General features: G+C 71.1%; 26 protein-coding genes. 14 read left to right on the forward strand and 12 right to left on the reverse strand.

Features of this window, described 5'->3' with window-relative positions:
- Positions 1-54: 54 nt before the first annotated feature.
- A complete protein-coding gene (locus tag ROT00_RS07210; protein WP_404773566.1) occupies positions 55-1,875 on the reverse strand; it encodes an oleate hydratase in 1,821 nt (606 codons plus the stop codon).
- A 145-nt stretch (positions 1,876-2,020) separates the two neighbouring features.
- A complete protein-coding gene (locus tag ROT00_RS07215; protein WP_404773568.1) occupies positions 2,021-2,671 on the reverse strand; it encodes a GntR family transcriptional regulator in 651 nt (216 codons plus the stop codon).
- A 95-nt stretch (positions 2,672-2,766) separates the two neighbouring features.
- On the opposite strand from ROT00_RS07215, the gene ROT00_RS07220 reads away from it, so the two are divergent.
- Positions 2,767-5,592, forward strand: a complete 2,826-nt coding sequence (locus tag ROT00_RS07220; protein ID WP_404773570.1) for an FAD-binding and (Fe-S)-binding domain-containing protein — start codon at positions 2,767-2,769, stop codon at positions 5,590-5,592.
- A 170-nt stretch (positions 5,593-5,762) separates the two neighbouring features.
- Here ROT00_RS07220 and ROT00_RS07225 read toward each other — a convergent pair whose 3' ends face one another.
- The 5 genes from ROT00_RS07225 to ROT00_RS07245 form a co-directional block, all read right to left on the reverse strand.
- Entirely contained in the window at positions 5,763-6,050 is a 288-nt protein-coding gene (locus tag ROT00_RS07225; RefSeq protein ID WP_404773572.1) for a YHS domain-containing protein, read from the reverse strand.
- A 55-nt stretch (positions 6,051-6,105) separates the two neighbouring features.
- Positions 6,106-8,379, reverse strand: coding sequence for a heavy metal translocating P-type ATPase (locus ROT00_RS07230; RefSeq protein WP_404773574.1), 2,274 nt, complete (start codon positions 8,377-8,379; stop codon positions 6,106-6,108).
- Positions 8,379-9,185 carry a hypothetical protein gene (locus tag ROT00_RS07235; protein WP_404773576.1) on the reverse strand — a complete coding sequence of 269 codons (807 nt, stop codon included), beginning with the start codon at positions 9,183-9,185 and terminating at the stop codon, positions 8,379-8,381. The genes ROT00_RS07230 and ROT00_RS07235 overlap by 1 nt, the downstream gene beginning before the upstream one ends.
- Before the next feature lie 125 nt (positions 9,186-9,310).
- A complete protein-coding gene (locus tag ROT00_RS07240; RefSeq protein WP_404773578.1) occupies positions 9,311-9,520 on the reverse strand; it encodes a heavy-metal-associated domain-containing protein in 210 nt (69 codons plus the stop codon).
- 130 nt (positions 9,521-9,650) lie between these two features.
- Entirely contained in the window at positions 9,651-10,280 is a 630-nt protein-coding gene (locus ROT00_RS07245) for a TetR/AcrR family transcriptional regulator (protein WP_404773580.1), read from the reverse strand.
- A 79-nt stretch (positions 10,281-10,359) separates the two neighbouring features.
- Here ROT00_RS07245 and ROT00_RS07250 point away from each other — a divergent pair, with 79 nt between their 5' ends.
- From ROT00_RS07250 to ROT00_RS07295, 10 genes are all read left to right on the forward strand, one after another.
- Positions 10,360-10,740 (forward strand): DUF1761 family protein, encoded by a 381-nt coding sequence (locus ROT00_RS07250; protein WP_404773582.1) that lies wholly within the window; start codon positions 10,360-10,362, stop codon positions 10,738-10,740.
- 11 nt (positions 10,741-10,751) lie between these two features.
- Positions 10,752-11,039, forward strand: coding sequence for a DUF1905 domain-containing protein (locus ROT00_RS07255; RefSeq protein WP_404773584.1), 288 nt, complete (start codon positions 10,752-10,754; stop codon positions 11,037-11,039).
- Positions 11,040-11,099: 60 nt separating this feature from the next.
- On the forward strand, positions 11,100-11,504 hold the full coding sequence (locus tag ROT00_RS07260) for a VOC family protein (RefSeq protein ID WP_404773585.1): 405 nt from the start codon (positions 11,100-11,102) through the stop codon (positions 11,502-11,504).
- Positions 11,501-11,785 carry a winged helix-turn-helix transcriptional regulator gene (locus ROT00_RS07265; protein WP_404773587.1) on the forward strand — a complete coding sequence of 95 codons (285 nt, stop codon included), beginning with the start codon at positions 11,501-11,503 and terminating at the stop codon, positions 11,783-11,785. The genes ROT00_RS07260 and ROT00_RS07265 overlap by 4 nt, the downstream gene beginning before the upstream one ends.
- A gap of 83 nt (positions 11,786-11,868) precedes the next feature.
- Positions 11,869-13,149: an MFS transporter gene (locus ROT00_RS07270; RefSeq protein ID WP_404773589.1), complete on the forward strand. Its 1,281-nt coding sequence runs from the start codon at positions 11,869-11,871 to the stop codon at positions 13,147-13,149.
- 287 nt (positions 13,150-13,436) lie between these two features.
- Entirely contained in the window at positions 13,437-14,324 is an 888-nt protein-coding gene (locus ROT00_RS07275) for a metalloregulator ArsR/SmtB family transcription factor (protein WP_404773591.1), read from the forward strand.
- 89 nt (positions 14,325-14,413) lie between these two features.
- Positions 14,414-14,830, forward strand: a complete 417-nt coding sequence (locus ROT00_RS07280) for an arsenate reductase ArsC (RefSeq protein ID WP_404773593.1) — start codon at positions 14,414-14,416, stop codon at positions 14,828-14,830.
- Complete coding sequence (locus ROT00_RS07285; protein ID WP_404773595.1) at positions 14,827-15,480, forward strand: arsenate reductase ArsC; 654 nt, start codon at positions 14,827-14,829, stop codon at positions 15,478-15,480. Before ROT00_RS07280 ends, ROT00_RS07285 begins: the two co-directional genes overlap by 4 nt.
- Positions 15,477-16,439 (forward strand): thioredoxin-disulfide reductase, encoded by a 963-nt coding sequence (gene trxB / locus ROT00_RS07290; RefSeq protein WP_404773596.1) that lies wholly within the window; start codon positions 15,477-15,479, stop codon positions 16,437-16,439. Before ROT00_RS07285 ends, trxB begins: the two co-directional genes overlap by 4 nt.
- Entirely contained in the window at positions 16,436-17,188 is a 753-nt protein-coding gene (locus tag ROT00_RS07295) for an aquaporin (protein ID WP_404773598.1), read from the forward strand. The genes trxB and ROT00_RS07295 overlap by 4 nt, the downstream gene beginning before the upstream one ends.
- Here ROT00_RS07295 and ROT00_RS07300 read toward each other — a convergent pair.
- From ROT00_RS07300 to ROT00_RS07320, 5 genes are read right to left on the reverse strand one after another with little or no spacing between them, the layout of a single operon-like run.
- A complete protein-coding gene (locus ROT00_RS07300; RefSeq protein WP_404773600.1) occupies positions 17,157-17,468 on the reverse strand; it encodes a hypothetical protein in 312 nt (103 codons plus the stop codon). The two genes, ROT00_RS07295 and ROT00_RS07300, sit on opposite strands and share 32 nt — an antisense overlap.
- A complete protein-coding gene (locus tag ROT00_RS07305) occupies positions 17,465-18,139 on the reverse strand; it encodes a cation efflux transmembrane domain-containing protein (protein ID WP_404773602.1) in 675 nt (224 codons plus the stop codon). The genes ROT00_RS07300 and ROT00_RS07305 overlap by 4 nt, the downstream gene beginning before the upstream one ends.
- Positions 18,136-18,489 (reverse strand): Cd(II)/Pb(II)-sensing metalloregulatory transcriptional regulator CmtR, encoded by a 354-nt coding sequence (gene cmtR / locus ROT00_RS07310; RefSeq protein ID WP_404773604.1) that lies wholly within the window; start codon positions 18,487-18,489, stop codon positions 18,136-18,138. Before cmtR ends, ROT00_RS07305 begins: the two co-directional genes overlap by 4 nt.
- Positions 18,490-18,515: 26 nt before the next feature.
- Positions 18,516-19,013 carry a GNAT family N-acetyltransferase gene (locus tag ROT00_RS07315; RefSeq protein WP_404773606.1) on the reverse strand — a complete coding sequence of 166 codons (498 nt, stop codon included), beginning with the start codon at positions 19,011-19,013 and terminating at the stop codon, positions 18,516-18,518.
- 8 nt (positions 19,014-19,021) lie between these two features.
- Positions 19,022-20,320, reverse strand: coding sequence for an FAD-dependent oxidoreductase (locus ROT00_RS07320; protein WP_404773608.1), 1,299 nt, complete (start codon positions 20,318-20,320; stop codon positions 19,022-19,024).
- A gap of 124 nt (positions 20,321-20,444) precedes the next feature.
- Between ROT00_RS07320 and ROT00_RS07325 the strand changes: the two genes are divergently transcribed.
- The 3 genes from ROT00_RS07325 to ROT00_RS07335 all read left to right on the forward strand — a co-directional run bounded on the left by ROT00_RS07325 (position 20,445) and on the right by ROT00_RS07335 (position 22,240).
- Positions 20,445-20,795 carry a metalloregulator ArsR/SmtB family transcription factor gene (locus ROT00_RS07325; protein WP_404773610.1) on the forward strand — a complete coding sequence of 117 codons (351 nt, stop codon included), beginning with the start codon at positions 20,445-20,447 and terminating at the stop codon, positions 20,793-20,795.
- 78 nt (positions 20,796-20,873) lie between these two features.
- On the forward strand, positions 20,874-21,248 hold the full coding sequence (locus ROT00_RS07330; RefSeq protein ID WP_404773612.1) for an ArsR/SmtB family transcription factor: 375 nt from the start codon (positions 20,874-20,876) through the stop codon (positions 21,246-21,248).
- Positions 21,245-22,240 carry a cation diffusion facilitator family transporter gene (locus tag ROT00_RS07335; protein WP_404773614.1) on the forward strand — a complete coding sequence of 332 codons (996 nt, stop codon included), beginning with the start codon at positions 21,245-21,247 and terminating at the stop codon, positions 22,238-22,240. The genes ROT00_RS07330 and ROT00_RS07335 overlap by 4 nt, the downstream gene beginning before the upstream one ends.
- Positions 22,241-22,289 lie beyond the last annotated feature (49 nt).

Genomic DNA, 22,289 nt, shown 5'->3' on the forward strand with positions numbered 1-22,289 from the left:
TCAGCGGGTCAGCGGTTCAGCGGGTCAGCGATTCAGCGGGTCAGCGCGGGGCGCTCACTCGATCGCGTCGTCCGTGCGCTCGCGCTTCGTCGTCGCCCCGCGCTCGGGGATGAGCGCGTAGTCGGTGAGCAGCTCGCCGATCTCGGTGCCGTCGAGCTTCGCGAACAGCCGCTCGCGGAGGAACTTCGGCCCCGGCAGCTCCACCTCGGCCCCGTCGCGCAGTCGGCTCGTCGCGTTCAGCAGCCAGCGCACGTCGTACGTCGAGCCGAACACCTCCGGCACGCCGCGGTCGACGCCGAGCAGCCGGTACGCGGCCTCCATCCCGGTGCGCACCGAGTACTCGGTCGTGAAGATGCAGTCGCGGGTGGTCTCGGCGAACTGGCCGATGAAGGCGAAGTTCTCCGCACCGGCGGGCACGACGTCGGGCCGGTCGCCCGCCGCGCGCGGCATGAAGAACGACGTGACGTAGGGCATCATGACCGGCACGCACGTCGCCGCCTCCGCTGCGAGCTCGTCGATCTCCTCCGCCGGCACGCCGAGGTGGTAGAGCCACTCGCGGGTGATCTCCTCGCCCGTGGACTCCTGCAGGGTCTTGCCCGTGTAGTCGCCCGGCACGTCGACGAACAGCCCGTACACCCAGACCACGATCTGGTCGGCGGGCTGCTGCTTGAAGTGCGGCTGGCGGTTCACCGTCCAGCTCATCAGCCACGCCGAGTCGCGGGCGGTGACGATGCCGCCGGTGACGACGCGGCCGCTGAACGGGTCGCGCTTCGCGATGCGGCGGATGTGCTCGGGGATGCGCGCATCGAGCGTCGTCACCGTCGCCGACTCCCACTTCGTCTTCTGGATGTCGCCGCAGAAGACCTCCGGTCGGCCGAAGGACGGATGCTTCGCCGCGATGTTCTGCCAGAGCGCCCAGCCGGCCGCCGGCGACTCGTCGAGCTTCGCGGGGGTGCGCTGATCGCCCTCGTCGGAGTTCTCGGTGAGCCCGCCGATCGTGGCGAGCACGAGATCGTCCTCGCCGAGGTCGACCCCGCCCTCGACGCCGCCCTGCACCCAGTGGATGCGGGTCGCGCGCTTCGGGGCATCCGGCTCGTCCCCGTCGATCGAGAAGTCGATGTCGGTGACCTGCGTGTCGAAGTGAAAGGTGACGCCCTGGTCGAGCAGCCAGCGGTACATCGGCAGGACGAGCGACTCGTACTGGTTGTACTTCGTGAACTTCAGCGCGGACAGGTCGGGCAGTCCGCCGATGTGGTGCACGAAGCGGTGCAGGTAGAGCTTCATCTCGAGGGCGGAGTGCCACTCCTCGAAGGCGAACATCGTGCGCCAGTAGAGCCAGAAGTTGCTCTCGAGGAAGTCCTTCGAGAAGACCTCGTCGATGCGCTTGCGCTCCATCTCCTCGCGGGTGGCGAGGAAGATGCGCACGATGTCCTTCTGCGCGGTGTCGTTCAGCCCGAAGAGGTTGTTCGTGTGCGCGTCCTGCCCCTGCTGCTCGGTGACCCGGCAGAGCGAGTAGTTCGGGTCGTCCTTGTTGAGCCAGTAGAACTCGTCGAGCACGCTCGCGCCCTCGATCTCGAGCGAGGGCACCGTGCGGAACGCGTCCCACAGGCACTCCATGTGGTCTTCCATCTCGCGGCCGCCGCGGATGACGAAGCCCTTCTCCGGCTTCTTGATGCCGTCGAGCGCGCCGCCGGGCAGCGGCAGCCGCTCGAGGATGGTGATCCGCTCCCCCGGCAGCTGCCCGTCGCGGATCATGAAGAGCGCGGAGGACATCGAGGCGAGCCCCGCCCCCACGAACCAGGCCGACTTCCGGTCGACCCCCTCCGGCTTGCGCGGCCTGGCGAACGCCTCGTAGTTGCCCGTGCTGTAGTACATGCGTCTCCCCCCGGAACGTCGCGTCGCGACGATGCGCGGCGCATCTTCGTTCCACGCTAACCCGGTTCGCCCGGATTGCACCCGCGGATTCCTGGTCCGCTGAGCCGCCCCTGGTTCGCTGAGCTCGTCGAAGCGGGGCGGCGCCCTACGGCGCGGCGACCGCGGCGGCCAGGCGCTCCTCGGCCCGGCCGAGGTGCTCGGCGAGCACGGCGACGGCGGCCTCGCCGTCGCCCGCCGCGATGAGCTCCAGGATCCGCTCGTGCTCGGCCAGGATCGTGTCGACCGAGATCAGCCCGCGACCCTGCACCTGCGCCATGCACTGCCGCACCTCCTCGGTGAGCGAGCGGTAGGCGCGGCTCGTGCGCTCGCTGCCGAGGGCGTCGACGATCGCCGAGTGGAACCGCAGGTCGGGGTCGACGATGTCGACGCTCGAGCCGCCGAGGTGGGCGGCGATCTCGGCATCCGCCTCGGCCGCGGCATCCGGCCGTGTCCGCTTCTCCGCGAGCTCGCGGATCGCCGCGCTCTCGATGCGGCGGCGCGTGCGGTAGACGTCGCGCACCGCGTCGGCGTCGAGGCGGCGGACGCGGGCGCTGCGGTGGGCGGTGCGCTCGAGCACGCCCTCGGCGACGAGCTTCTCGATCGCGGCTTTGGCGCTCGGCCGGGCGACGGCGAAGCGGCCGGCGACCCAGGCCTCGGTGACCGCGCGGTCGGGCTCGAGCTCGCCGCCGATCGTGGCCGCGCGCAGCGCCTCGGCGACGGCGTCGACCACGCCGGTGACCCGGATCCCCTCGACCATGCGCTCGCCCTTCCGCCGCGCGTCAGTCTACGTGCCCGAACGCCTCGGTATACTTGTCTAACAATTCTGCCTTCACCGAATCCGGGAGCCAGCCAATGTCGCCTGCCGCCGTCGCCAGCGTCCTCGACGCCGCCCTCCTCGGCGAGCGCGCCACCGTGAGCGTGCGCTCCATCGACCGCTTCGCGAAGGCCCACGACGCCTCCCACTACCTCTTCGTCCCCGAGGCCGTCGTCACCCCGCACGACGCCGAGGCCGTCGCGTCGGTCTTCGCCGCCGCGCGTGCGGCCGGCTGCAGCGTGACCTTCCGCTCCGGCGGCACGAGCCTCTCCGGCCAGGGGGTGACCGACGAGCTGCTCGTCGACACCCGGGCGCGCTTCCGGGGCATCCGCGTCGGCGAGTCCGGCCGCACCGTCCGCGTCGAACCCGGCGCCACCGTGCGCCAGGTGAACCAGCGGCTCGCGCGGCACGGCCGCAAACTCGGCCCCGACCCGGCGAGCGAGATCGCCTGCACGATCGGCGGCGTGATCGCGAACAACTCGAGCGGCATGGCCTGCGGAATCACGCAGAACGCGTACCGCACGATCGCCTCGCTCCGGCTCGTGCTGCCGAGCGGCACGGTGCTCGACACGGGGGCGCCCGATGCCGCCGAGCTCCTCGCCGCCCGCGAGCCCGAGCTGCACGCCGGGCTGCTGCGCCTCCGCGAGCGCCTGCTCGCCTCCCCCGCGGCGGTCGCGCGCGTGCGGCAGCAGTTCGCGATGAAGAACACCATGGGCTACGGCCTGAACGCCCTGCTCGACTTCGCCGATCCGCTGCGCATCCTCGAGCACCTCGTCGTCGGCAGCGAGGGCACGCTCGCCTTCGTCGCCGAGGCCGTCTTCGACACCGTGCCGCTGCTCCCCCGCGCGGCGACCGCGCTCCTCGTGCTGCCCTCCCTCCGCGACGCCACGGCGGCCCTCCCGGAGCTCGTCGCCACGGGCGCGGCGACGATCGAGCTGATGGATGCCACGTCCCTGCTCGTCGCCCAGCGCGCCGCCGACGTGCCCGCGCAGATCGCGGCCCTCGCGGTCGACGGGCACACGGCGCTGCTCGTCGAGTACCAGGCCGAGACCGCGGAAGAGCTGGCATCCGCCCTGGCCGGCGCGGCGCCGCTCCTCGACGCGCTGCCGCTCGCGACGCCCGCCGCCTTCACGAGCGACGCCGCCGAGCGCGCCGCGCTCTGGCACGTGCGGAAGGGCCTCTACACGACCGTCGCCGGAGCCCGTCCGAGCGGCACCACCGCCCTCCTGGAGGACATCGTCGTGCCCGTCGAGCGCCTGCTGCCGACGTGCGAACGCCTGATCGAGCTCTTCGCCGAGCACGGCTACGACGACTCCGTCATCTTCGGCCACGCGAAGGACGGCAACCTGCACTTCATGCTCGGCGAGCGCTTCGACGACCCGGAGCAGCTCGCCCGCTACGAGCGCTTCACCGAGGACCTCGTGCAGCTCGTGCTCGCCCAGGGCGGCTCGCTCAAGGCCGAGCACGGCACCGGGCGCATCATGGCGCCGTTCGTGCGCCGCCAGTACGGCGACGAGCTCTACGAGATCATGCGCGAGGTGAAGCGGCTCTTCGACCCGAGCGGACTGCTGAACCCGGGCGTCGTGCTGTCCGACGAGCCCGGCTCCTACCTGCGCAGTCTGAAGCTCGTGCCGACCGTCGAGGCCGAGGTCGACCGCTGCGTCGAGTGCGGCTACTGCGAGCCGACGTGCCCGAGCAAGGACCTCACCCTCACGCCGCGGCAGCGCATCGCCCTCCGCCGCGACATCGCGAGCGCCGAGGCCGCCGGCGACACGGCCCTCGCCGCCGAGCTGCGCGACGACTACGAGTACGACGGCGAGCAGACCTGCGCCGTCGACGGGCTCTGCGCCATCGCCTGCCCGGTCGACATCAACACCGGGGACCTCGTGCGCCGGCTCCGGGCGGAGCGGGCGAACACGGTCCTGAACGCGGGCTGGTCGGCCGCCGCCGCGGCCTGGGGGCCCGTCACCCGGCTCGGCGGGGCGGCGCTCACGGTCGCGAACGCGCTGCCCGCGGCGCTGCCGACGGCGGCCACGGCCGTCGGGCGGGCGCTCCTCGGCCGCGACACCGTGCCCGCCTACGACGGCGGCCTGCCCCGCGGCGGCACGAAACGTCCGGCGCCCGGCGGCGATCCCGCAACGGCCGACGCCGTGTTCTTCGCCGCGTGCATCGGCACCATGTTCGGCCCCGAGCCGGGCGGCATCGGCGCGACCGCGGCCCTCCTGGAGCTCGCCGAGCGCGCCGGCCTCGAGCTCGTCGTGCCCGAGGGCATCGGCTCCCTCTGCTGCGGCACCCCGTGGAAGTCGAAGGGCTTCCTCGACGGCTACGCGGCCATGACCGAGCGGGTGCTACCGGCGCTCCTCGCCGCGAGCGACGGCGGCCGGCTGCCGATCGTGTGCGACGCGGCATCCTGCACCGAGGGCCTCGCGACGATGCAGGAGCTCGCCGCAGCGGCGGGGCGCGACGCGCCCGCGCTGCGCTTCGTCGACGCGACGCAGTTCGCGGCCGAGCGGATCCTGCCGGCGCTCGCGGTGACTGCCCCCGTCGGCCGGGTCGCCGTGCACCACACCTGTTCGACGGCCGCGCTCGGCGCGGGCGGCGCGATCGACCGCATCGCGCACGCCGTCGCGGCCGAGGTGGTGCTGCCCGACGACTGGAGCTGCTGCGCCTTCGCCGGCGACCGCGGGCTGCTTCACCCAGAGCTCACGGCGAGCGCGACAGCCCGCGAGGCGGCCGAGGTGATCGCCGCCGACGCCGACTGGCACGTCTCCGCGAACCGCACCTGCGAGATCGGGATGACCCGGGCGACGGGCCGCCCGTACCGGCACCTGCTCGAGCTGCTCGAGGTCGCGACCCGGCCCTGACGAGCGCCGCGTCCCGGGCCGGACGAGATTTCTCAGAAAATCTTGAATCCGCCTGTAACGCTTCGCCCTGAGGTGGAAACAGAGCAATTGAGGTGGCCGGCGTGGTCCGCAGGTTCGGGGGAGCTTCGGACCCCGGCCACCCACAACGTCCGGGGCGCCGCCCTCGCGGCCTACGCCACGTTCGCGGCGTACTTCGCCGGGTCCGAATCGAACGCGGGCCCGCAGCCGGCGCAGCAGAAGTAGTAGCGCTCGCCCTCGTAGTCGCGGAACAGTCCGGCCGCCTCGGCGGCGACCTTGCTGACCCGGCTGCCCACCATCACCGGGCAGGTGGTCTCGTCGTCGGCGCCCCCGCCGAGCAGGTTCGCCCTGCCGTGCCCCGTGACCGCCGCGGCGTGCGCGGCGTCGCCCGGGGTGATGCCGGTGCTGCAGCAGGATCCGCTCTGGGTGTCGTTCGTCATGGTCGTCGTGCCTTTCGTGTTCTCGGATGGTGCGGGATGGGGTGCGGAGCGCCGCTCAGTCCTTGGCGACGCTGCGGAAGCCGCGCAGGCGCAGGCTGTTGCCGACGACGAAGACGCTCGAGAACGCCATCGCCGCACCGGCGAGCATCGGGTTGAGCATGCCGAGCGCCGCGATCGGGATCGCCGCGGTGTTGTAGGCGAAGGCCCAGAACAGGTTCGTCTTGATCGTGCCGAGGGTCTTCCGCGACAGCCGGATCGCGTCGACCGCGCTGCGCAGGTCGCCGCGGACGAGCGTCAGGTCGGATGCCTCGATCGCGACATCCGTGCCCGTGCCCATCGCGAGCCCGAGATCGGCCTGGGCGAGCGCCGGGGCGTCGTTCACCCCGTCGCCGACCATGGCGACGACCTTGCCCTCCGCCTGGAGCCGGGCGACGACGGCGACCTTCTCCTGCGGCAGGACCTCGGCGTAGACGTGCTCGATGCCGACCTCCGCGGCGATCCGCCGTGCCACGGCCTCGTTGTCGCCCGTGAGGAGCACGGGGGTCAGCCCGATCCCCTTCAACTGGGCGATCGCCTCGGCGCTCGTCGGCTTCACCGTGTCGGCGACGACGAGGATGCCGCGGGCCCGGCCGTCCCAACCGACGGCGACGACCGTCTTCCCCTCGCCCTCGGCGCGGGCCTTGGCCGCGCCGACCTCCTCGGACAGTTCGAGCGCCCAGTCGGCGAGCAGCGACTCGCGGCCGATGACGACGGATGCCCCGTCGACGATGCCCTGCACGCCCTTGCCCTCGACGTTCGCGAAGTCCTCGGGCACGGGCAGCCGGCCGACCTCCTGGGTGGCCCCCTTCGCGATGGCCTGCGCGATCGGGTGCTCCGAGGCATCCTCGAGCGCGCCCGCGAATCGGAGCAGTTCGGCGCGGTCGACGCCCGACTCGGGGATCACGTCGACGAGGGTCATCCTGCCGGTGGTGACCGTGCCGGTCTTGTCGAGCACGACGGTGTCGACCTTGCGGGTGGACTCGAGCACCTCGGGTCCCTTGATCAGGATGCCGAGCTGCGCGCCGCGGCCCGTGCCCACGAGCAGGGCGGTCGGGGTCGCGAGGCCGAGCGCGCAGGGGCAGGCGATGACGAGCACCGCGACGGCGGCGGTGAAGGCCGCGGCGACGGGGAAGCCCGCGCCGAGCCACGCCCCCAGCGTGACGACGGCGACCACGATCACGATCGGCACGAAGACCCCCGAGATGCGGTCGGCGAGTCGCTGCACCTCGGCCTTGCCGGTCTGCGCGTCCTCGACGAGCTTCGCCATCTGGGCGAGCTGCGTGTCGGCGCCGATCCGCGTCGCCCGCACGACCAGCCGGCCGCCCGCGTTCACCGTGGCCCCGGTGACCGGGTCGCCCGCGGTCACCTCGACCGGCACGGACTCGCCCGTGAGCATCGAGGCGTCGACGGCGGAGCTGCCGGAGACGACGACGCCGTCGGTCGCGATCTTCTCGCCGGGGCGCACGATGAACTCGTCGCCGACCGCGAGCTCCTCGACGGGGATCTTCACCTCGGCGCCGTCGCGCAGCACCGAGACCTCCTTGGCGCCGAGCTCGAGCAGGGCGCGGAGCGCGGCGCCGGCCTGCCGCTTCGAGCGCTTCTCGAAGTAGCGGCCCGCGAGGATGAACATCGTGACGCCCGCGCCGACCTCGAGGTAGATGTTCGCGGCGCCGTCGGACGGCGCGATCGTGAACTCGAAGGGATGCGTCATGCCGGGCACGCCCGCGGTGCCGAAGAAGAGGGCGTAGAGCGACCAGAGCAGCGCGACCGAGGTGCCCATCGAGATGAGCGTGTCCATTGTCGCGGCGCCGTGCTTCAGGTTCGTCCACGCGGCCTTGTGGAACGGCCACGCCGCCCAGACGATCACCGGGGCGGCGAGGGCGAGCGAGGCCCACTGCCAGTAGGTGAACTGCAGCGCGGGGATCATCGCCATCGCGATGACGGGGACGGTCAGCACGATCGAGCCGATGAGCCGCTGGCGGAGCGAGCGCAGCTCGGGGTCGTCGGCGGCATCCGCCGCGCCCGAGCCCGCGCCGGCGCGCTCGGGCTTCGCGGGTGCCGGGAGCAGCGCCGTGTAGCCCGTCTTCTCGACCTCGGCGATGAGGAGCGCGGGGTCGTAGCCCTCGGGCACCGTCACCTTGGCCTTCTCGGTGGCGTAGTTCACCGTCGCCTCGACGCCGTCGAGCTTGTTCAGCTTCCGCTCGATGCGGTTCGCGCACGAGGCGCAGGTCATCCCGCCGATCTCGAGCTCGATGCCGGTGCCGCCCGCGAGGGGCGCTGTGCTGCTCATCAGTGATCCTCTCCCGCTGCTGCGGACGCCGCGTCGAGCACGAACTCGGCCGTGCGCACCTCGCCGTCGACCTGGAAGTCCAGGTAGAGCAGGTAGCGGCCGGGGGTCGGCGCGGTCGCGGCGAATGCGATCTCCGGGCCGCCGGTCGAGCCGGCCTCGGGCTCCTCGCCCTCGGGGTGCACGTGCAGGAACGCGAGGTCGCCCTGGCGGAGCGCCACGAGGTGGCCGAATGCGCCCAGGTAGGGCTCGAGCGCGGTGACGGGCCGCCCGTCGCGCTCGACGGTGAGGGTGAGCTCGCTCGCGGCGCCCGCCACGAGCTCGCCGTCGAGGGTGACGACGAAGCCGTCGACCTCGCTCGATCGGCTCGGCTCGGGGTCGACGGGCGAGAGCTCGCCCGCCACGTTGATCGAGCGGCTCAGGGTGACGCCCTCGGCGCCGTCGCCCGCGGGGGTGAAGTCCGCGTAGAGGCGGTAGCTGCCGGCCGCGTCCCACTCCCACGGCAGCGACCAGGTGCCGCTCGCCTCGTCGAGCGTCGGGTGCACGTGCCGGAACCCGGCGCCGTCGGAGCGCACGACGATCGTGTGCAGCTCGCGTTCGTGCGAGGTCGTGTAGTCGGTGACGGGGTCGCCCGAGGCATCCAGCACCTGGAAGCTGAGCTCGCCCGGCTCGCCGACCGCGCGCGGCGCGCTGAGCTGCGCCAGCAGGAAGCCGCCCGCGTCGATCGAGACCCCGTTCGGCGCGTGCGCGGCCGAGGCCCCCGCGCCGGTGCCGCCATGCGCGTTCTGGTCTTCACCGTGTGTTTCCATGTCGCTTCCTTCCGCCCAGGCCGCCACGAGGCTGTCCGGGACGACGGCTCCGGCGAGCGCGAAGGCGCCGCCGAAGGCCACCACCAGTGCGGCCCCGGAGAGGGCGAGACGCGCCCCGACCCGCATCAGACGCGGACGGCCGAGTAGCCGGCCTCTTCGACGGCCGCCAGCACGGCGGCGTCGTCGATCGGCTCGGCCGAGGTCACGACGAGGCGGCCGGTCTGGGCGCTCACCTGGATGTCCTGGATGCCGGCGAGCTCGCCGACCTCTTCGCGGACGGACAGCTCGCAGTGCCCGCAGGTCATCCCCGTCACCTGGTACTCGTTCGCGGTCATCGCCTTCTCCTTCTCGCCGTTCGTACCCGTGGGGGTACCTCTGCGAGACCCAACCATATACCCTCTGGGGGTATTCCGCGAGTCGCGCAGGTGCCCGCGAGCGGATGCGGCATCCGACCGCCGCCGGCGACTAGCGGCTCGGAGCGCCGTAACGGGCGAGGAACGTTGCGACCGCGCTCGTCACGTGGGCGTCGAGCCCGTCGAAACGCTCGCCGAGCAGCGCGGAGTTGAGGGGCGCGCCCACCACGAGCCAGGTGAACTCGGCCGCCGCGGCCCGGGCATCGCCGACCGTCAGCGAACCGGCGCGGTGGAGCTCGCCGAACGCCGCCGCGAGCGCGTCGACGTTGCGTTCCCAACTGTCCCGGCGGTAGGCCGCGGCCACCTCGGGCTGCACCTTCGCCTCGGTGATCACGAGGCGCCGCATCTCGACGACGGGCGGCGACAGCATGCCGCGCAGCATGCCGTGGCCGAGCTCGGCGAGGCCCTCCCGCGGCTCGGCCGCCGCAGTGAGCCGTTCGAGCATGGGCCGCGTCGCGTCCCGGCCGGACGCCGCCCAGTCCGCGACGACCGCGGCGAAGAGCTCGGACTTCGACGGATGCTCGCGGTACAGCGAGCTCTTCGAGATCCTGGCGCGGGCGGCGATCTCGTCCATCGTCGTGGCGGCGTAGCCGCGTTCGAGGAACACGGCCCGCGCCTCGGCGAGCAGCGCCGGTCCGGCCAGACCCGGTGGGCGGCCTCGGGTTCGGGGGGCAGCGGGCATGGGTCCAACTTTAGTACTTGACGGGACTAAATCGCCGGACTACGGTCATTAGTACTCACTGGTACTGAAAGGGGTTCGCATGGCTCTCCTCGGCGTCGCGCTCGCGACCATCGTCTCCTTCGTCGCCAGTGCGGTGCTCTACGCCGCACCGCCGGTCGCCCGGCTGATCGCGTCGAGCAGCACCGCGCGTCCCGGCATCCCCGCCCTCGTGCAGATGCTCCTCGTAGTGCTCCGCAGCCTGCTCGTCTCGCTGCTCGTCCTCGGGCTCATGGCCGCCGGCGGGTGGCACGGCGCCGGCGCCGGCGCCCTGCTGGGGCTCGCCCTGGCGGTGCTCCCCGCGGTGCTGCTGCTCGGCTCCGTCGTGCACGAGAACACCCCGCTCGCCGTCGCCGCCGTGCACTTCACCGACTGGCTGGCCAAGCTCGTCATCATCGGCGCCCTCGTCGGCGCCTTCGTCTGAACGGAGTCACCATGGCAGACCACACCACCCCGCTCGATCTCACCTTCACCTCCGTCCTCGGCAAGGTCCGCGAGGGCGATACCTGGACCTGCGCGCAGCTGCCCGGATCCGCGGAGCTCTTCGGCACCCGCGGCCTCGTGAAGGTCGAGGGCACCGTCGACGGCGAGCCGTTCCGGGGCGCCTTCATGGCGCTCGGGGACGGCACCCACAAGCTGCCGGTGTCCGCCGCCGTCCGCACCCGCATCGGCAAGGGCGACGGCGACACCGTCACGATCCATCTCACCCGGCGCCTCAACTGAGCGGCGCGTCCGCCGCACCGAGGGGTTGACGCAGCACTTTCATTTTGCAAGTATCTGCGCATGAGCCTCTTCATCAGCTGCCCCGTCGCGGACGTCGAGCGCACCACCGCCTTCTACACGGCCCTCGGCTGGACCCTCAACACCGAGATGTCCGATCACAACGTGTCCTGCTTCGCCATCGCGCCCGAGCAGTACCTCATGCTCTCCAGTCGCGAGGCCTACGCGAGCGTCGGGGGCACCGAGGAGCTGATCGGCGGGCCGGACACCCCGTCGAAGGTCACCGTCTCCTTCGATCTCCCCAGCCGCGAAGCAGTCGACGAGCTCATCGAGCGCGCCCGCGCCGCCGGCGGCCGCATCGGCGACATCGACGACTACCCGTTCATGTACCAGCGCCAGTTCGACGACCTGGACGGCTACCACTACTCGCCGTTCTGGATGAAGCCCGAGACCGATCCGACCGCGTGAGCGAGCTCGCCGCCGCCCTCGACGTCGTCGGGTCGCGCTGGGCGCTCCGCATCGTGGAGCAGCTGCTCGACGGCCCGCAGCGCTACGGCGACCTCCAGCGGGAGCTCGGAGCGCCGACGAACATGCTGGCGACCCGCCTGCGCGAGCTCGAGGAGGCGGGTGTGCTGCGCCGGCTGCCGCTGAAGCACAACACCCGGGCCTACGCGCTCACCGATCGCGGGCTCGCGCTCGGGGAGGCGATCGCCGCGCTCGGCCGCTGGGGCGCCGGGCTGTCCGACTGAGCGGGTCGAGGCCCGCGACCCCTCGGTGACGCCCGGTCCGATTCCCGCCGGAGGCGGGATCCCGCCGATGGTTGGGTGGGCGCATGTGGCTCTCCCGCGAACGCGATCACCTCCCCTCGGGCTTCACCCGCCTCGCCTGGTCCAGCGTGCTGACCCAGCTCGCGGAGCAGCTCGTGCTCGTGGCGGCCCCGCTGACCGCCGTGCTCGCCCTCGGTGCCGGCGCGGCGGAGACCGCAGTGCTGCAGGTCGCCCAGACGCTGCCGTTCCTCCTGCTCTCCGTGCCGTTCGGCCTGTTCGTCGACCGCGCATCGCCGCGCCTCGCGCTCCTCGGCTCGGAGGCCCTGCGCACCCTGACCCTCGCGGCGGTCGCCGTGCTCCTGATCGCGGACGCACTCGATTTCACCACGCTGCTCGTGCTCGGATTCCTCGGGGCGATCGGAACGATGGGGCTGAGCGTGACCGTGCCCGCCTCGGTGCCCCGCCTGGTCCGCCGAGAGGAGCTCGTCCCGGCGAACCGCTGGTTGGAGCTCGGCCGCAGCGCGGCGTTCGTCTCCGGCCCCGTGCTCGCCGGCGCCGTGGTGGCGGCGAGCGGGGCCACGACGGCGTTCGTCCTCGCGACCATCGTGTGCGCCGGCGCGCTGGTGCTCCTCGCACTCACCCGGGTCCCGCGCGGCGACGCCCCGGCGCGCACGCGCCCGTGGCGGGACATCGGCGAGGGACTCCGCTTCGTGTTCGGACACGCCCTGCTGCGACCGATGATCGTGACCTCGCTGCTGTTCAACGCGGGCTGGTTCCTCCTGCAGTCGATCTTCGTCGTGTACGCGATCGACGTGCTCGGGATGGGGCCCGAGCTCATCGGCGGGACGCTCGGCGCCTACGGCGTCGGGATGGTCCTCGGCGCGACGATCTCGGGCTGGCTCTCCCGGCGCATGCGGCTCGGCTGGATGTCGCTGCTGGGTCCGCTGGGCGGGTTCGCCGCAGCGCTGCTGATCACCGCCACCCTCTGGGTGCCGTCGCCGCTGCTCGCGCTGGCCTCGTACTTCCTCTTCGGACTCGGCCCCGTGCTCTGGGCGATCAGCACCACCGCGCTGCGCCAGGCGGTCACCCCGGTCCCGCTGATCGGACGGGTCTCCGCCGTCCTCGTCGTCGCCACCTACGGCGCCAGGCCCATCGGGGCCGGACTCGGAGCGGTGCTCGCCGCCGTCGCCGGCACGGCGTGGTGCGTGGCGATGTGCGCCGTCCTGTTCGCCGCGCAACTCCTCTACGTCCTCCGCTCAGCGCTCCCGCGCGTGCGTTCGATCCCCGAGTCCGAGGATGACGCGACGGAACCCGGCGGGGTCGCGCTGGCGCCGCCGCGGAGCTGATCCGACGTGCCGGGGCAGGTGGCCGGGGTCGTCGCGAGCGGGAACGACGAAGGCCCCGGCAGTCCTGCCGGGGCCTTCGTCTCGTGGTGGGTCATTCGCGTTTCCGCGCTTCCCTTGTGGTTCCGCGGTGGCCTGGATCTAGGCGATCATGCCGATCCTCCGTTGAGGTTCAAGATTTCCTCCCTACTCCCTCATGCCCGCTACTTTGCAGGCCTCGCGCAGCGTTTGGCGACCGCGTTGCTGGTCCAGCGAGCGCGCCGCGGATGTTCTCCCATAGACTGCCATCTATGAGCAGTGCGGCGCTCTTGCCTGGTGTCATCTCGGACCCGACGCGCGCCCGCGTCTTGACGCTGATCCTGCGCGGCGAAGGCGGACGGTCGACGGTGACCCGTTTGGCTGAGGAGCTCGGATTGCGGCAGCCGACGATCACCCATCACGCGAAGGTTCTGACGGAGGCGGGCGTGCTCGAGCGCCGCCCAGAAGGCCGGCAGGTCTGGTACTCGGTCGTGCCCGAGCAGGTGGATCGCGTGCTCGAGGTCCTCGGCGGCCAGCTTGCCTCGGAGCCCGATGCGGCGGTTTTCACACGAATCGTTGATGACCTCGCGGTGCGGTTCGCCGGCACGTTCAATCGCGAGACGGTCGAGCGCTTCGTCGAGGAGAGCCGGCAACTGCTCGCCCGAGCTGGGAGCGGCACCCGGCTGGCGTCGCGGACGGCGGAGTTCTCGGCACAGCGGCTCGCCGCGGTCGCAGCACGAGAGCAGGAGCGCGGCAGTGTGCCGGAGGTGCTGTTCGTCTGTGTGCAGAACGCCGGCCGCTCGCAGATGGCCGCGGCGTTGCTTCGTCAGCTCGCGGGTGATCGGGTCCACGTGCGGACCGCCGGGTCGGCGCCGGCGGGCACGGTGGCGCCCACCATCGTGACCGCGTTGGAGGAGATCGGGGTGCCCCTCGGTGGCGAGTTCCCGAAGCCGCTGACCGACGAAGTGGTCCGTGCGGCCGACGTGGTGATCACCATGGGATGCGGCGACGCCTGCCCGATCTACCCGGGAATCCGCTACCTCGACTGGGAGCTCGAGGACCCGGTGGGCCGGCCGCTCGAGGACGTGCGCCGTATTCGCGATGACATCGACGGACGAGTGCGCAACCTCATCGCGACCCTTGAGCATCCGACTGGGTGAACATCCGCTGAACGGCCCTGGCTGACCTCGCTTGATGCATAGACCGTGATCTATGGTTAAGCGAATCAGTTCCCGATGAGAGGCCAGCCATGTCCGAGAAGCCCACTGTTCTGTTCGTGTGCGTGCACAACGCCGGTCGTTCGCAGATGGCGGCCGGGTTCCTGCGCGAGCTCGGCGGCGACCGGGTCGATGTCCTGTCCGCCGGCTCTGAGCCGAAGGACCAGATCAACCCGGTCGCGGTCCAGGCGATGGCCGAGGAAGGCATCGACATCGCGAACCACGTGCCGAAGGTGCTCACCACCGAGGCGGTCCGCGACTCCGACGTGGTCATCACGATGGGTTGCGGTGACGCCTGCCCGATCTTCCCGGGCAAGCGGTACGAGGACTGGGAGCTCGACGACCCCGCCGGTCAGGGCATCGAGGCCGTGCGCCCCATCCGCGACGAGATCCGCGGCCGCGTCGAGAAGCTGCTCGCCGAACTCCTCCCGCAGGACGCCAGCGCATGACCGGCGAGCTCGGGCTCGACGACCCGCAGGAGGTGCTTCGCCGAAGCGCCGAGCGACTCGCGGCCCGGTATGAGGGCATCGTGAACGAGGAGACCGCCGAACGCGTCGTGTTCGAGTCGTATGCCGCGTTGATGCGCACGGCGAAGGTGCCGGCGCATGTGCCGAGCCTCGCGTACCGGTTCGCTCAGGACAGGCTGCTGGCGCTGGCGCAGTCGAAGGGTGCGATCCCGAAGGCGGTGCCCGAGGTGCTGTTCGTGTGCGTGCAGAACTCTGGCCGCTCGCAGATGGCGGCGGCACTGCTTCGCAAGCTGGCCGGCGACCGGGTGCACGTCCGCTCGGCCGGCTCCGAGCCGGGCAATACGATCCTGCCCGAGGTCGTGCAGGTGATGGCCGAGTACGGTATCGACCTGTCCGAGGAGTTCCCGAAGCCCCTCACGGATGACGTGGTGCGTGCCGCGGACGCGGTGATCACCATGGGCTGTGGTGACGCGTGCCCGATCTACCCCGGCAAGCGGTACCTGGACTGGCACCTCGACGACCCCACCGAACTCGACCTCGACGGCATCCGCCGAGTCCGTGACGACATCCAAGCCCGCCTCGAGCAACTGCTGACCGAGATCCTCCCGACGCCGGCGGGAGCGAACGCATGAACGTGGGGAACGTCGTCGTCATCGGCTCCGGCCCCGCCGGATACACCGCCGCGATCTACCTGGCCCGCGCGGGCCTCGCCCCGGTCGTGCTGACCAGCGCCGTCGAGACCGGTGGCGCGCTCATGAACACGACCGAGGTGGAGAACTTCCCCGGCTTCGTCGACGGCATCATGGGTCCCAACCTTATGGAGAACCTGCGCCAGCAGGCCGAACGATTCGGCGCCCGTCTCGTCGCCGACGACGCCGTCGAGGTCGACCTCGTCGGCGAGGTGAAGACCGTTCGCACCGGGCTGGGCGACGAATACCGGGCGCACGCGGTCGTCCTGGCGATGGGCTCCGCGTACCGCAAGCTCGGCGTCGACGGTGAAGACCGCCTCTCCGGGCACGGGGTGTCGTGGTGCGCGACCTGCGACGGGTTCTTCTTCAAGGGCAAGGACATCGCTGTCGTCGGCGGCGGCGACTCCGCACTCGAGGAGGCCCTGTTCCTCACCCGGTTCGCCGACACCGTGACTCTGGTGCACCGCCGCGACCAGCTGCGTGCCTCGCACATCATGCAGGAACGCGCGCTCGAGCACCCGAAGATCCAGGTCCGCTGGAACAGCCAGCTGACCGGCGTGCTCGGCGAGGACCAGCTCACCGGCGCCACGCTGCGCAACACCGCCACCGGCCACGAGGAAGTGCTCGACGTCGCCGGCCTGTTCGTCGCGGTCGGGCACGACCCCCGAAGCTCCCTCGTCGCCGGTCAGGTCGACCTCGATCCGGACGGGTACGTGAAGGTTGAACATCCGTCGACCGTGACGAACCTCCCCGGAGTGTTCGCCTGCGGCGACCTCGTCGACCGCCGCTACCGGCAGGCGATCACGGCCGCCGGCACCGGTTGTGCCGCCGCCCTCGACGCGGAGCACTACCTCGCCGGCCGCACCCCGGCCCATGAGCACGCCATCGCGGTGACCGCGTGACCGCGACCACGGCCCCGCCCGCCCTGCCGCTGGCCGCTCCGGCGGTCTCGGCGCGGCGGCGGGTGCTGGGCGAGTTCCTCGGCAGCGGCGGGCTCGCCGCGGTCGTCGTCGGGTCGGGCATCGCTGCTCAGCAGCTCTCCCCCGGCGACACCGGCCTGCAGCTCCTCGAGAACGCCCTCGCGACTGCCCTCGGACTGACCGTGCTGATCCTCGTCTTCGCACCCGTTTCAGGAGCGCAGTTCAACCCGGTCGTCACCCTCGTCGACGCCGCCACCGGTGGCCGGCCGTGGCGCGACCTCTGGGCCTATGTTCCGGCGCAGATCCTCGGCTGCCTCGCCGGCACCGTGCTCGCGAACCTCATGTTCGACCAGCCAGCCGCGGCCTGGAGCACCACCGACCGGGCGACTCCGGCGCACCTGCTCGCCGAGGTCGTCGCGACGGCCGGCCTCATCGTCGTGATCTTCGCCCTCGTCCGAAGCGGCCGGGCAGCGCTTGTCGCACCGGCGGTCGGTGCGTATATCGGAGCGGCGTACTTCTTCACCAGCTCGACGAGCTTCGCGAATCCCGCGATCACCATCGGGCGTGCGATCTCCGACACCTTCGCGGGCATCGCACCGAGCAGCGTGCCCTGGTACCTCGCGGCGCAGCTCGTGGGGGCGCTGCTCGGCTGGGCAGCAGTCCTGGTGCTCGCACCCGCGATTGTCGACGGGAGGCCCGTTAGAGGCGGCGCGCGCGGATCGCCTCGATGATCTGACCAAGCGTGGGCGAGTCGCGCAATCCGTCGGGCGTCGGGTAGAGCCTGCACGAGAGCGCGGTCACGCGTTCTGTTGATGCGAATGCGTCCTGCCCGTCGATGAGGATCGTCGGCGACCCGGCGAACCGGGTTGCCTCGGCATCTGCGGCCGAAGCGATGAGCCGATAGTTCACGTCGACGTCCCGCATGCCGAGAACGTCGAGTGCTCGGCGGGTCTGTGCGCCGGCTTCCTGCCAGCTCGGGCAGCCGGCGATGTGCAGCACCTCGACCTTCATCGGACCGCTCCGTGCTCGTGGTCGTCTTCGTCGGCTTCGAGGAGCATCCCGACCGGCGTGGCGCAGGTGTCGCCTCGCCAGGCCTCGATGCCTTCACGGACCGCGAACACCGCGATCACGAGTGCGGCGATGGAATCTGCCCACGCCCACCCGAAGAGCGAGTTCAGCACGAGCCCGATGAGTACCGCGGCCGAGAGGTAGGTGCAGATGAGGGTCTGCTTGCTGTCGGCGACCGCGGTCGCCGAGCCGAGCTCACGGCCGGTCCGCCGCTCCGCCCAGGAGAGGAATGGCATGATGACGACGCTCAGCGCGGTGATCACAAGCCCGAGCGTCGAGTGCTCGGCCTCGGGCAGGATGCCCGTGATGGTGAGGGCGGTGTTTGCGGTCACGTATGCGGCGAGGGCGAAGAACGCGAACGCGATGACCCTCAGCGTGGGCTTCTCGTACTTCTCCGGGTCCTTGCGGGTGAACTGCCACGCAACCGCCCCCGCCGAGAGCACTTCGACGAGCGAATCCAGCCCGAAGCCGAGGAGCGCGGCCGAGGAGGCTGCGGCCCCGGCCGCGATGGAGATCGCGGCCTCGACGAGGTTGTAGGTGATCGTGAATCCAACGATCCAGCGGATGCGACGGTGCAGCATCGCCCGGCGCTCGTCACTCGTGGCCGCGGTCATGCGGATGCCTCACAGCAGCCAGGCACGGAGCACGCCGGGTCGATGCAGTCCGCCGACTCATCGACGGCGAGCGTCACGCTCACGAGGTTCTCGAGCGCCGCCGAGAGGTGCGGGTCCGCGATTTCGTACCGGTTCTGCCGCCCCTCGGGCTCGATGACGACGATTCCGCAGTCCCGCAAGCACGCGAGATGGTTCGACACGTTCTGCCGGGTCAGCCCCAGCGAGTCGGCGAGGCCAGCCGGGTACGCCGGCCCCTCGAGCAATGTCAGCAGGATACGAGACCGGGTGGGATCGGCCATGGCGCGGCCGAGCCGGTTCATCACGTCCAGCCGAGAAGTCAGAGTCAGCACCCAAACATGATACAGCCAGCGCTGTACTAAGGGCCTCGCGTACCGTTGCGCTGCGAGCGTCGTTCGATCAGGATCGTGTCCCGCCACCGCCCAGCGTGCGGACCGAGCGTCGAGCGGGCGATGCGTTCGCGTCGGCCGACGATCCGGAACCCCGCCTGCTCGTGCAGACGAAGGCTCGCACTGTTTTCGGGGAAGATGCTCGACTGGATCATCCAGAACCCGGCATCCTCGGCAGCGGTGACGAATGCGTCGAGCAGGGCGCGGCCGACGCCTTGGCCGCGCGCGTCCTCGTGCACGTAGACCGAGTGCTCGAGGACCCCACGGTAGGCCGGCCGGCTCGACACCGGTGATGCGGCGGCCCACCCGACCACGCGTCCATCGACCTCGGCGACGAGCCGCGGCGCTTCGATCTTGCCCGCGTCGAACGTCTCCCAGCTCGGGGTCTGCGCTTCGAAGGTGGCTTCGCCACCGCGGATGCCCTGGTCGAAGATCTCCTCGACCAGGGCCCAGTCCGGGGCGCGCATCGGGCGAGTCAGCATCCCGAGCTCGATGAGCAGCAGCTCGAACCGCCACCGAGGTCGGTTGAGCACACACCCGTTGCGGGAAGTACGAGCTCGACGTTTGTCGCCGAGGCGAGGTCGCCGGCGAGCCACGCGGTCACTGACCGCACCTGCTCGTACCCCGTGGCCAGCAGGAAGGTCGGTGCACGCCCGTACGACTTCATGCCGACGATGAAGAACCCGTGCTCCGGGTGCGTGAGTTCGGCGAAGCCGTGCGGTTCAACCGTGCCGCACGAGTGCACGTTCGGGTCGATGAGGGGCGCGAGGCGCTTCGGGGCCTCGACGATGTCGTCGAGCTCGAGTCGGATCTCCCGCAGGAGGTCGAGGTTCGGCCGGAATCCGGTCGCGTTCACCACCACGTCGGTCTCGTGCACGGTGAGCTCGTCCCCGCGCTGCCCGATGAGTTCGATGCCGTCGCCGGCGCGGCGGGCGCGGAGGACCTCGAACCCGTCGACGAGCTCCACGTCACCTCGGAGCACGGCCGCGTCCACGCGACCGCCGAGCTTCGCCCGGTCGGCCAGCTCATCATCTGCCGAGGACGAGACCCGGACTGCCTGCGCGTTGCGGATCAGCCACGTGACCCGGGTGCCGGGCACCTCGCGGGCGAGCTGCACCAGCCCGAGCAGCGTGTTCGCTGCGGAGTGCCCAGCGCCCACGACCGTCGTGTGGCGGCCGGCGAAGGTCTCGCGGTCGCGGCCGAGCACGTCCGGGAGGGCCGGCTGCACCCAGTCAGCGATCTCGTCGAGGCCGAGCAGGCCGAGCCCTGACGAGCTCAGCGAGTTGGGCGAACGGTACGTGCCCGAGGCGTCGATCACGGCGCGGGCCGTCAGCTCCTCGATCCCCGCCTCGGTGCGGAGCCGCACGAGGAACGGCGTGGCCGAGCGGTTCGCGCTGCGGGTGCGGTCCATGCCCTCGCGGCTGATCGCGAGCACCTCGGCACCGGTGCGAATGCGCGACGCGATGGGCTCGAGGCGGCTGAGCGGCACGAGATACTCCTCGACCAGCTCGGTCCCGGAGGGCGCACGCTCCGGCGACGGCAGCACCCAGCCCTGAGCCTCGAGCAGACGCCGCGAGGCCGGGTCGACGAGGTGCTTCCATGGGGAGAAGAGCCGGGTGTGACCCCACGAACGGATACTGTCAGCGACATCGTCGCCGGCTTCGAGGACGACGAAGTCGATGCCGCGCTCGACGAGGTGCGCGCCCGCGGCAAGTCCGATGGGTCCGGCGCCCACGATCACCACCGGCAGCGTGGAGAGGCGATCATTCGTCACGGGACGGGCGGTCAAGTCGAGCAGTGTCACTGTATCCTCCAATATCGACGGGCATCGATGAACTTCGATGTCGTCAGTATGAAACCAAGCATCGATGATTGTCAATATCGAGTAGTATCAATACATGGTCACGATGCTCGAGGTCGCCGATGTCTCCGCTGGCGCGTGCTGCGCACCCCTGGTCCGCGAACCGCTGGGACCCGACGACGCCGCGCGGCTCGCGCACAAGATGAAGGCACTCGCCGATCCGACCCGACTCCGGCTCTTGTCCATCGTCGCGGCCGCCGCCGATCAGGAGGCGTGCGTCTGCGACCTGATCGAGCCAGTCGGCCTCAGTCAACCGACGGTCTCCCACCACCTGAAGATCTTGACCGAGGCCGGGTTCCTCTCGCGCAGCAAACGCGGCACCTGGGCCTACTACCGGCTGGTCCCCTCCGGTCTTGATTCCGTCACACAGGCGCTCATCTCGGCATAGCGGCCCACCGACCCGAGCAATCACCCCGCCCTCGGACGCGCTTTTGCTGGTCGGCGGCACCCGCGCTATTATCTGCGTATGGATGCAGATACGCAGATTTGCGGCCGCTCGCCTGACAGCCAGTACGTGGAGCTCGCCGTCGAGGTGTTCTCCATGCTCGCCGACGCGACTCGGATCCGGATCATCCTGGCGCTGCGCGACCACGGCGAGCTGTCGGTGAACCTGCTGGCCGACATCGTGGACAAGGCGCCGCCCGCGGTCTCCCAGCACCTCGCGAAGCTCCGACTCGCGCGCATCGTCGCGACCCGTCACGAGGGGACGAAGGTGTTCTACCGGCTGGAGAACGAGCACGCCCGTCAGCTTGTGGCGGACGCCATCTTCCAGGCGGAGCACTCACTTGGCGGGACGCCACGCCACCACCACACAGACGCGGCGGACGGGGAGCTGCGATGACCCGCGTCCACACGCACCACGACCACGACCACGACCACGACCACGACCACGACCATCCCGGTGGCCTGCGTGGGTTCCTGCGCGAGTTGTTCATCCCGCACACGCACGACGCGGCCGACTCCGTCGATGACGCCCTCGAAGCAAGCTCGCAGGGCGTCCGGGCTCTGAAGATCAGTCTCGTCGTGCTGCTTGCGACGACGGTGCTGCAGTTCGTCGTCGTGTTCCTCAGTAACTCGGTGGCCCTGCTCGCCGACACCGTGCACAACTTCTCCGACGCGCTCACCGCCGTGCCGCTCTGGGTCGCGTTCGTCCTCGCCCGGCGGGGACGAACGCGCCGGTACACCTATGGGTACGGGCGCGCGGAGGACCTCGCGGGCCTGTTCATCGTGGTCGTCGTCGCAGCATCCGCAGTCATCGCCGCGTGGCAGGCCGTCGACCGGCTTTTCAACCCGCAGCCGGTGCAGAACCTCGGCTGGCTCGCGGCCGCCGGCGTCATCGGGTTCCTCGGCAACGAAGCCGTCGCCATCTACCGGATCCGGGTCGGACGGCGTATCGGCTCGGCCGCACTCGTTGCCGACGGCGTGCACGCCCGAACTGACGGGTTCACCTCACTCGCCGTCGTCTTCGGCGCCGCCGGCGTCGCTCTCGGCTTCCCACTCGCCGACCCGATCATCGGTCTGCTCATCTCCGCCGCCATCCTCGTGCTCCTCTGGGGAACCATCCGCAGCGTCGGACGGCGCCTCATGGACGGCATCGAACCCGACCTCATCCACCGGCTTGAGCACGCACTCGAGCACACCGAAGGCGTGTGCGAGGTCCGCAACGTCCGCCTGCGGTGGAGCGGGCACCGACTTTCCGGCGATGCCGAGCTCGCACTCGCGAGCGAGTTGACGTTGGAAGCTGCGACCGCCGTCTCGCAGGACGCGGAAGCCCGTGCGCGGGCGGCGCTGCCGAAGCTCGACGATCTGGTGATTCGCCTGACCACCGGCTGACCTGGCGTCGAGAACAGCGGGAACCCGCCTGGCCAGGCGGCAACCCCTT

This window comes from Agromyces mediolanus (assembly GCF_044917495.1).
In the GTDB taxonomy this organism is placed as follows: Bacteria; Actinomycetota; Actinomycetes; order Actinomycetales; family Microbacteriaceae; genus Agromyces; species Agromyces mediolanus_B.

Coding starts and splice junctions, on each gene's coding strand:
- ROT00_RS07210 (WP_404773566.1), bottom strand. CDS start 1,875: ATGTACTACAGCACGGGCAACTACGAGGCGTTCGCCAGGCCGCGCAAG.
- ROT00_RS07215 (WP_404773568.1), bottom strand. CDS start 2,671: ATGGTCGAGGGGATCCGGGTCACCGGCGTGGTCGACGCCGTCGCCGAG.
- ROT00_RS07220 (WP_404773570.1), top strand. CDS start 2,767: ATGTCGCCTGCCGCCGTCGCCAGCGTCCTCGACGCCGCCCTCCTCGGC.
- ROT00_RS07225 (WP_404773572.1), bottom strand. CDS start 6,050: ATGACGAACGACACCCAGAGCGGATCCTGCTGCAGCACCGGCATCACC.
- ROT00_RS07230 (WP_404773574.1), bottom strand. CDS start 8,379: ATGAGCAGCACAGCGCCCCTCGCGGGCGGCACCGGCATCGAGCTCGAG.
- ROT00_RS07235 (WP_404773576.1), bottom strand. CDS start 9,185: ATGGAAACACACGGTGAAGACCAGAACGCGCATGGCGGCACCGGCGCG.
- ROT00_RS07240 (WP_404773578.1), bottom strand. CDS start 9,520: ATGACCGCGAACGAGTACCAGGTGACGGGGATGACCTGCGGGCACTGC.
- ROT00_RS07245 (WP_404773580.1), bottom strand. CDS start 10,280: ATGCCCGCTGCCCCCCGAACCCGAGGCCGCCCACCGGGTCTGGCCGGA.
- ROT00_RS07250 (WP_404773582.1), top strand. CDS start 10,360: ATGGCTCTCCTCGGCGTCGCGCTCGCGACCATCGTCTCCTTCGTCGCC.
- ROT00_RS07255 (WP_404773584.1), top strand. CDS start 10,752: ATGGCAGACCACACCACCCCGCTCGATCTCACCTTCACCTCCGTCCTC.
- ROT00_RS07260 (WP_404773585.1), top strand. CDS start 11,100: ATGAGCCTCTTCATCAGCTGCCCCGTCGCGGACGTCGAGCGCACCACC.
- ROT00_RS07270 (WP_404773589.1), top strand. CDS start 11,869: ATGTGGCTCTCCCGCGAACGCGATCACCTCCCCTCGGGCTTCACCCGC.
- ROT00_RS07275 (WP_404773591.1), top strand. CDS start 13,437: ATGAGCAGTGCGGCGCTCTTGCCTGGTGTCATCTCGGACCCGACGCGC.
- ROT00_RS07280 (WP_404773593.1), top strand. CDS start 14,414: ATGTCCGAGAAGCCCACTGTTCTGTTCGTGTGCGTGCACAACGCCGGT.
- ROT00_RS07285 (WP_404773595.1), top strand. CDS start 14,827: ATGACCGGCGAGCTCGGGCTCGACGACCCGCAGGAGGTGCTTCGCCGA.
- trxB (WP_404773596.1), top strand. CDS start 15,477: ATGAACGTGGGGAACGTCGTCGTCATCGGCTCCGGCCCCGCCGGATAC.
- ROT00_RS07300 (WP_404773600.1), bottom strand. CDS start 17,468: ATGAAGGTCGAGGTGCTGCACATCGCCGGCTGCCCGAGCTGGCAGGAA.
- ROT00_RS07305 (WP_404773602.1), bottom strand. CDS start 18,139: ATGACCGCGGCCACGAGTGACGAGCGCCGGGCGATGCTGCACCGTCGC.
- ROT00_RS07315 (WP_404773606.1), bottom strand. CDS start 19,013: ATGCGCGCCCCGGACTGGGCCCTGGTCGAGGAGATCTTCGACCAGGGC.
- ROT00_RS07325 (WP_404773610.1), top strand. CDS start 20,445: ATGGTCACGATGCTCGAGGTCGCCGATGTCTCCGCTGGCGCGTGCTGC.
- ROT00_RS07330 (WP_404773612.1), top strand. CDS start 20,874: ATGGATGCAGATACGCAGATTTGCGGCCGCTCGCCTGACAGCCAGTAC.
- ROT00_RS07335 (WP_404773614.1), top strand. CDS start 21,245: ATGACCCGCGTCCACACGCACCACGACCACGACCACGACCACGACCAC.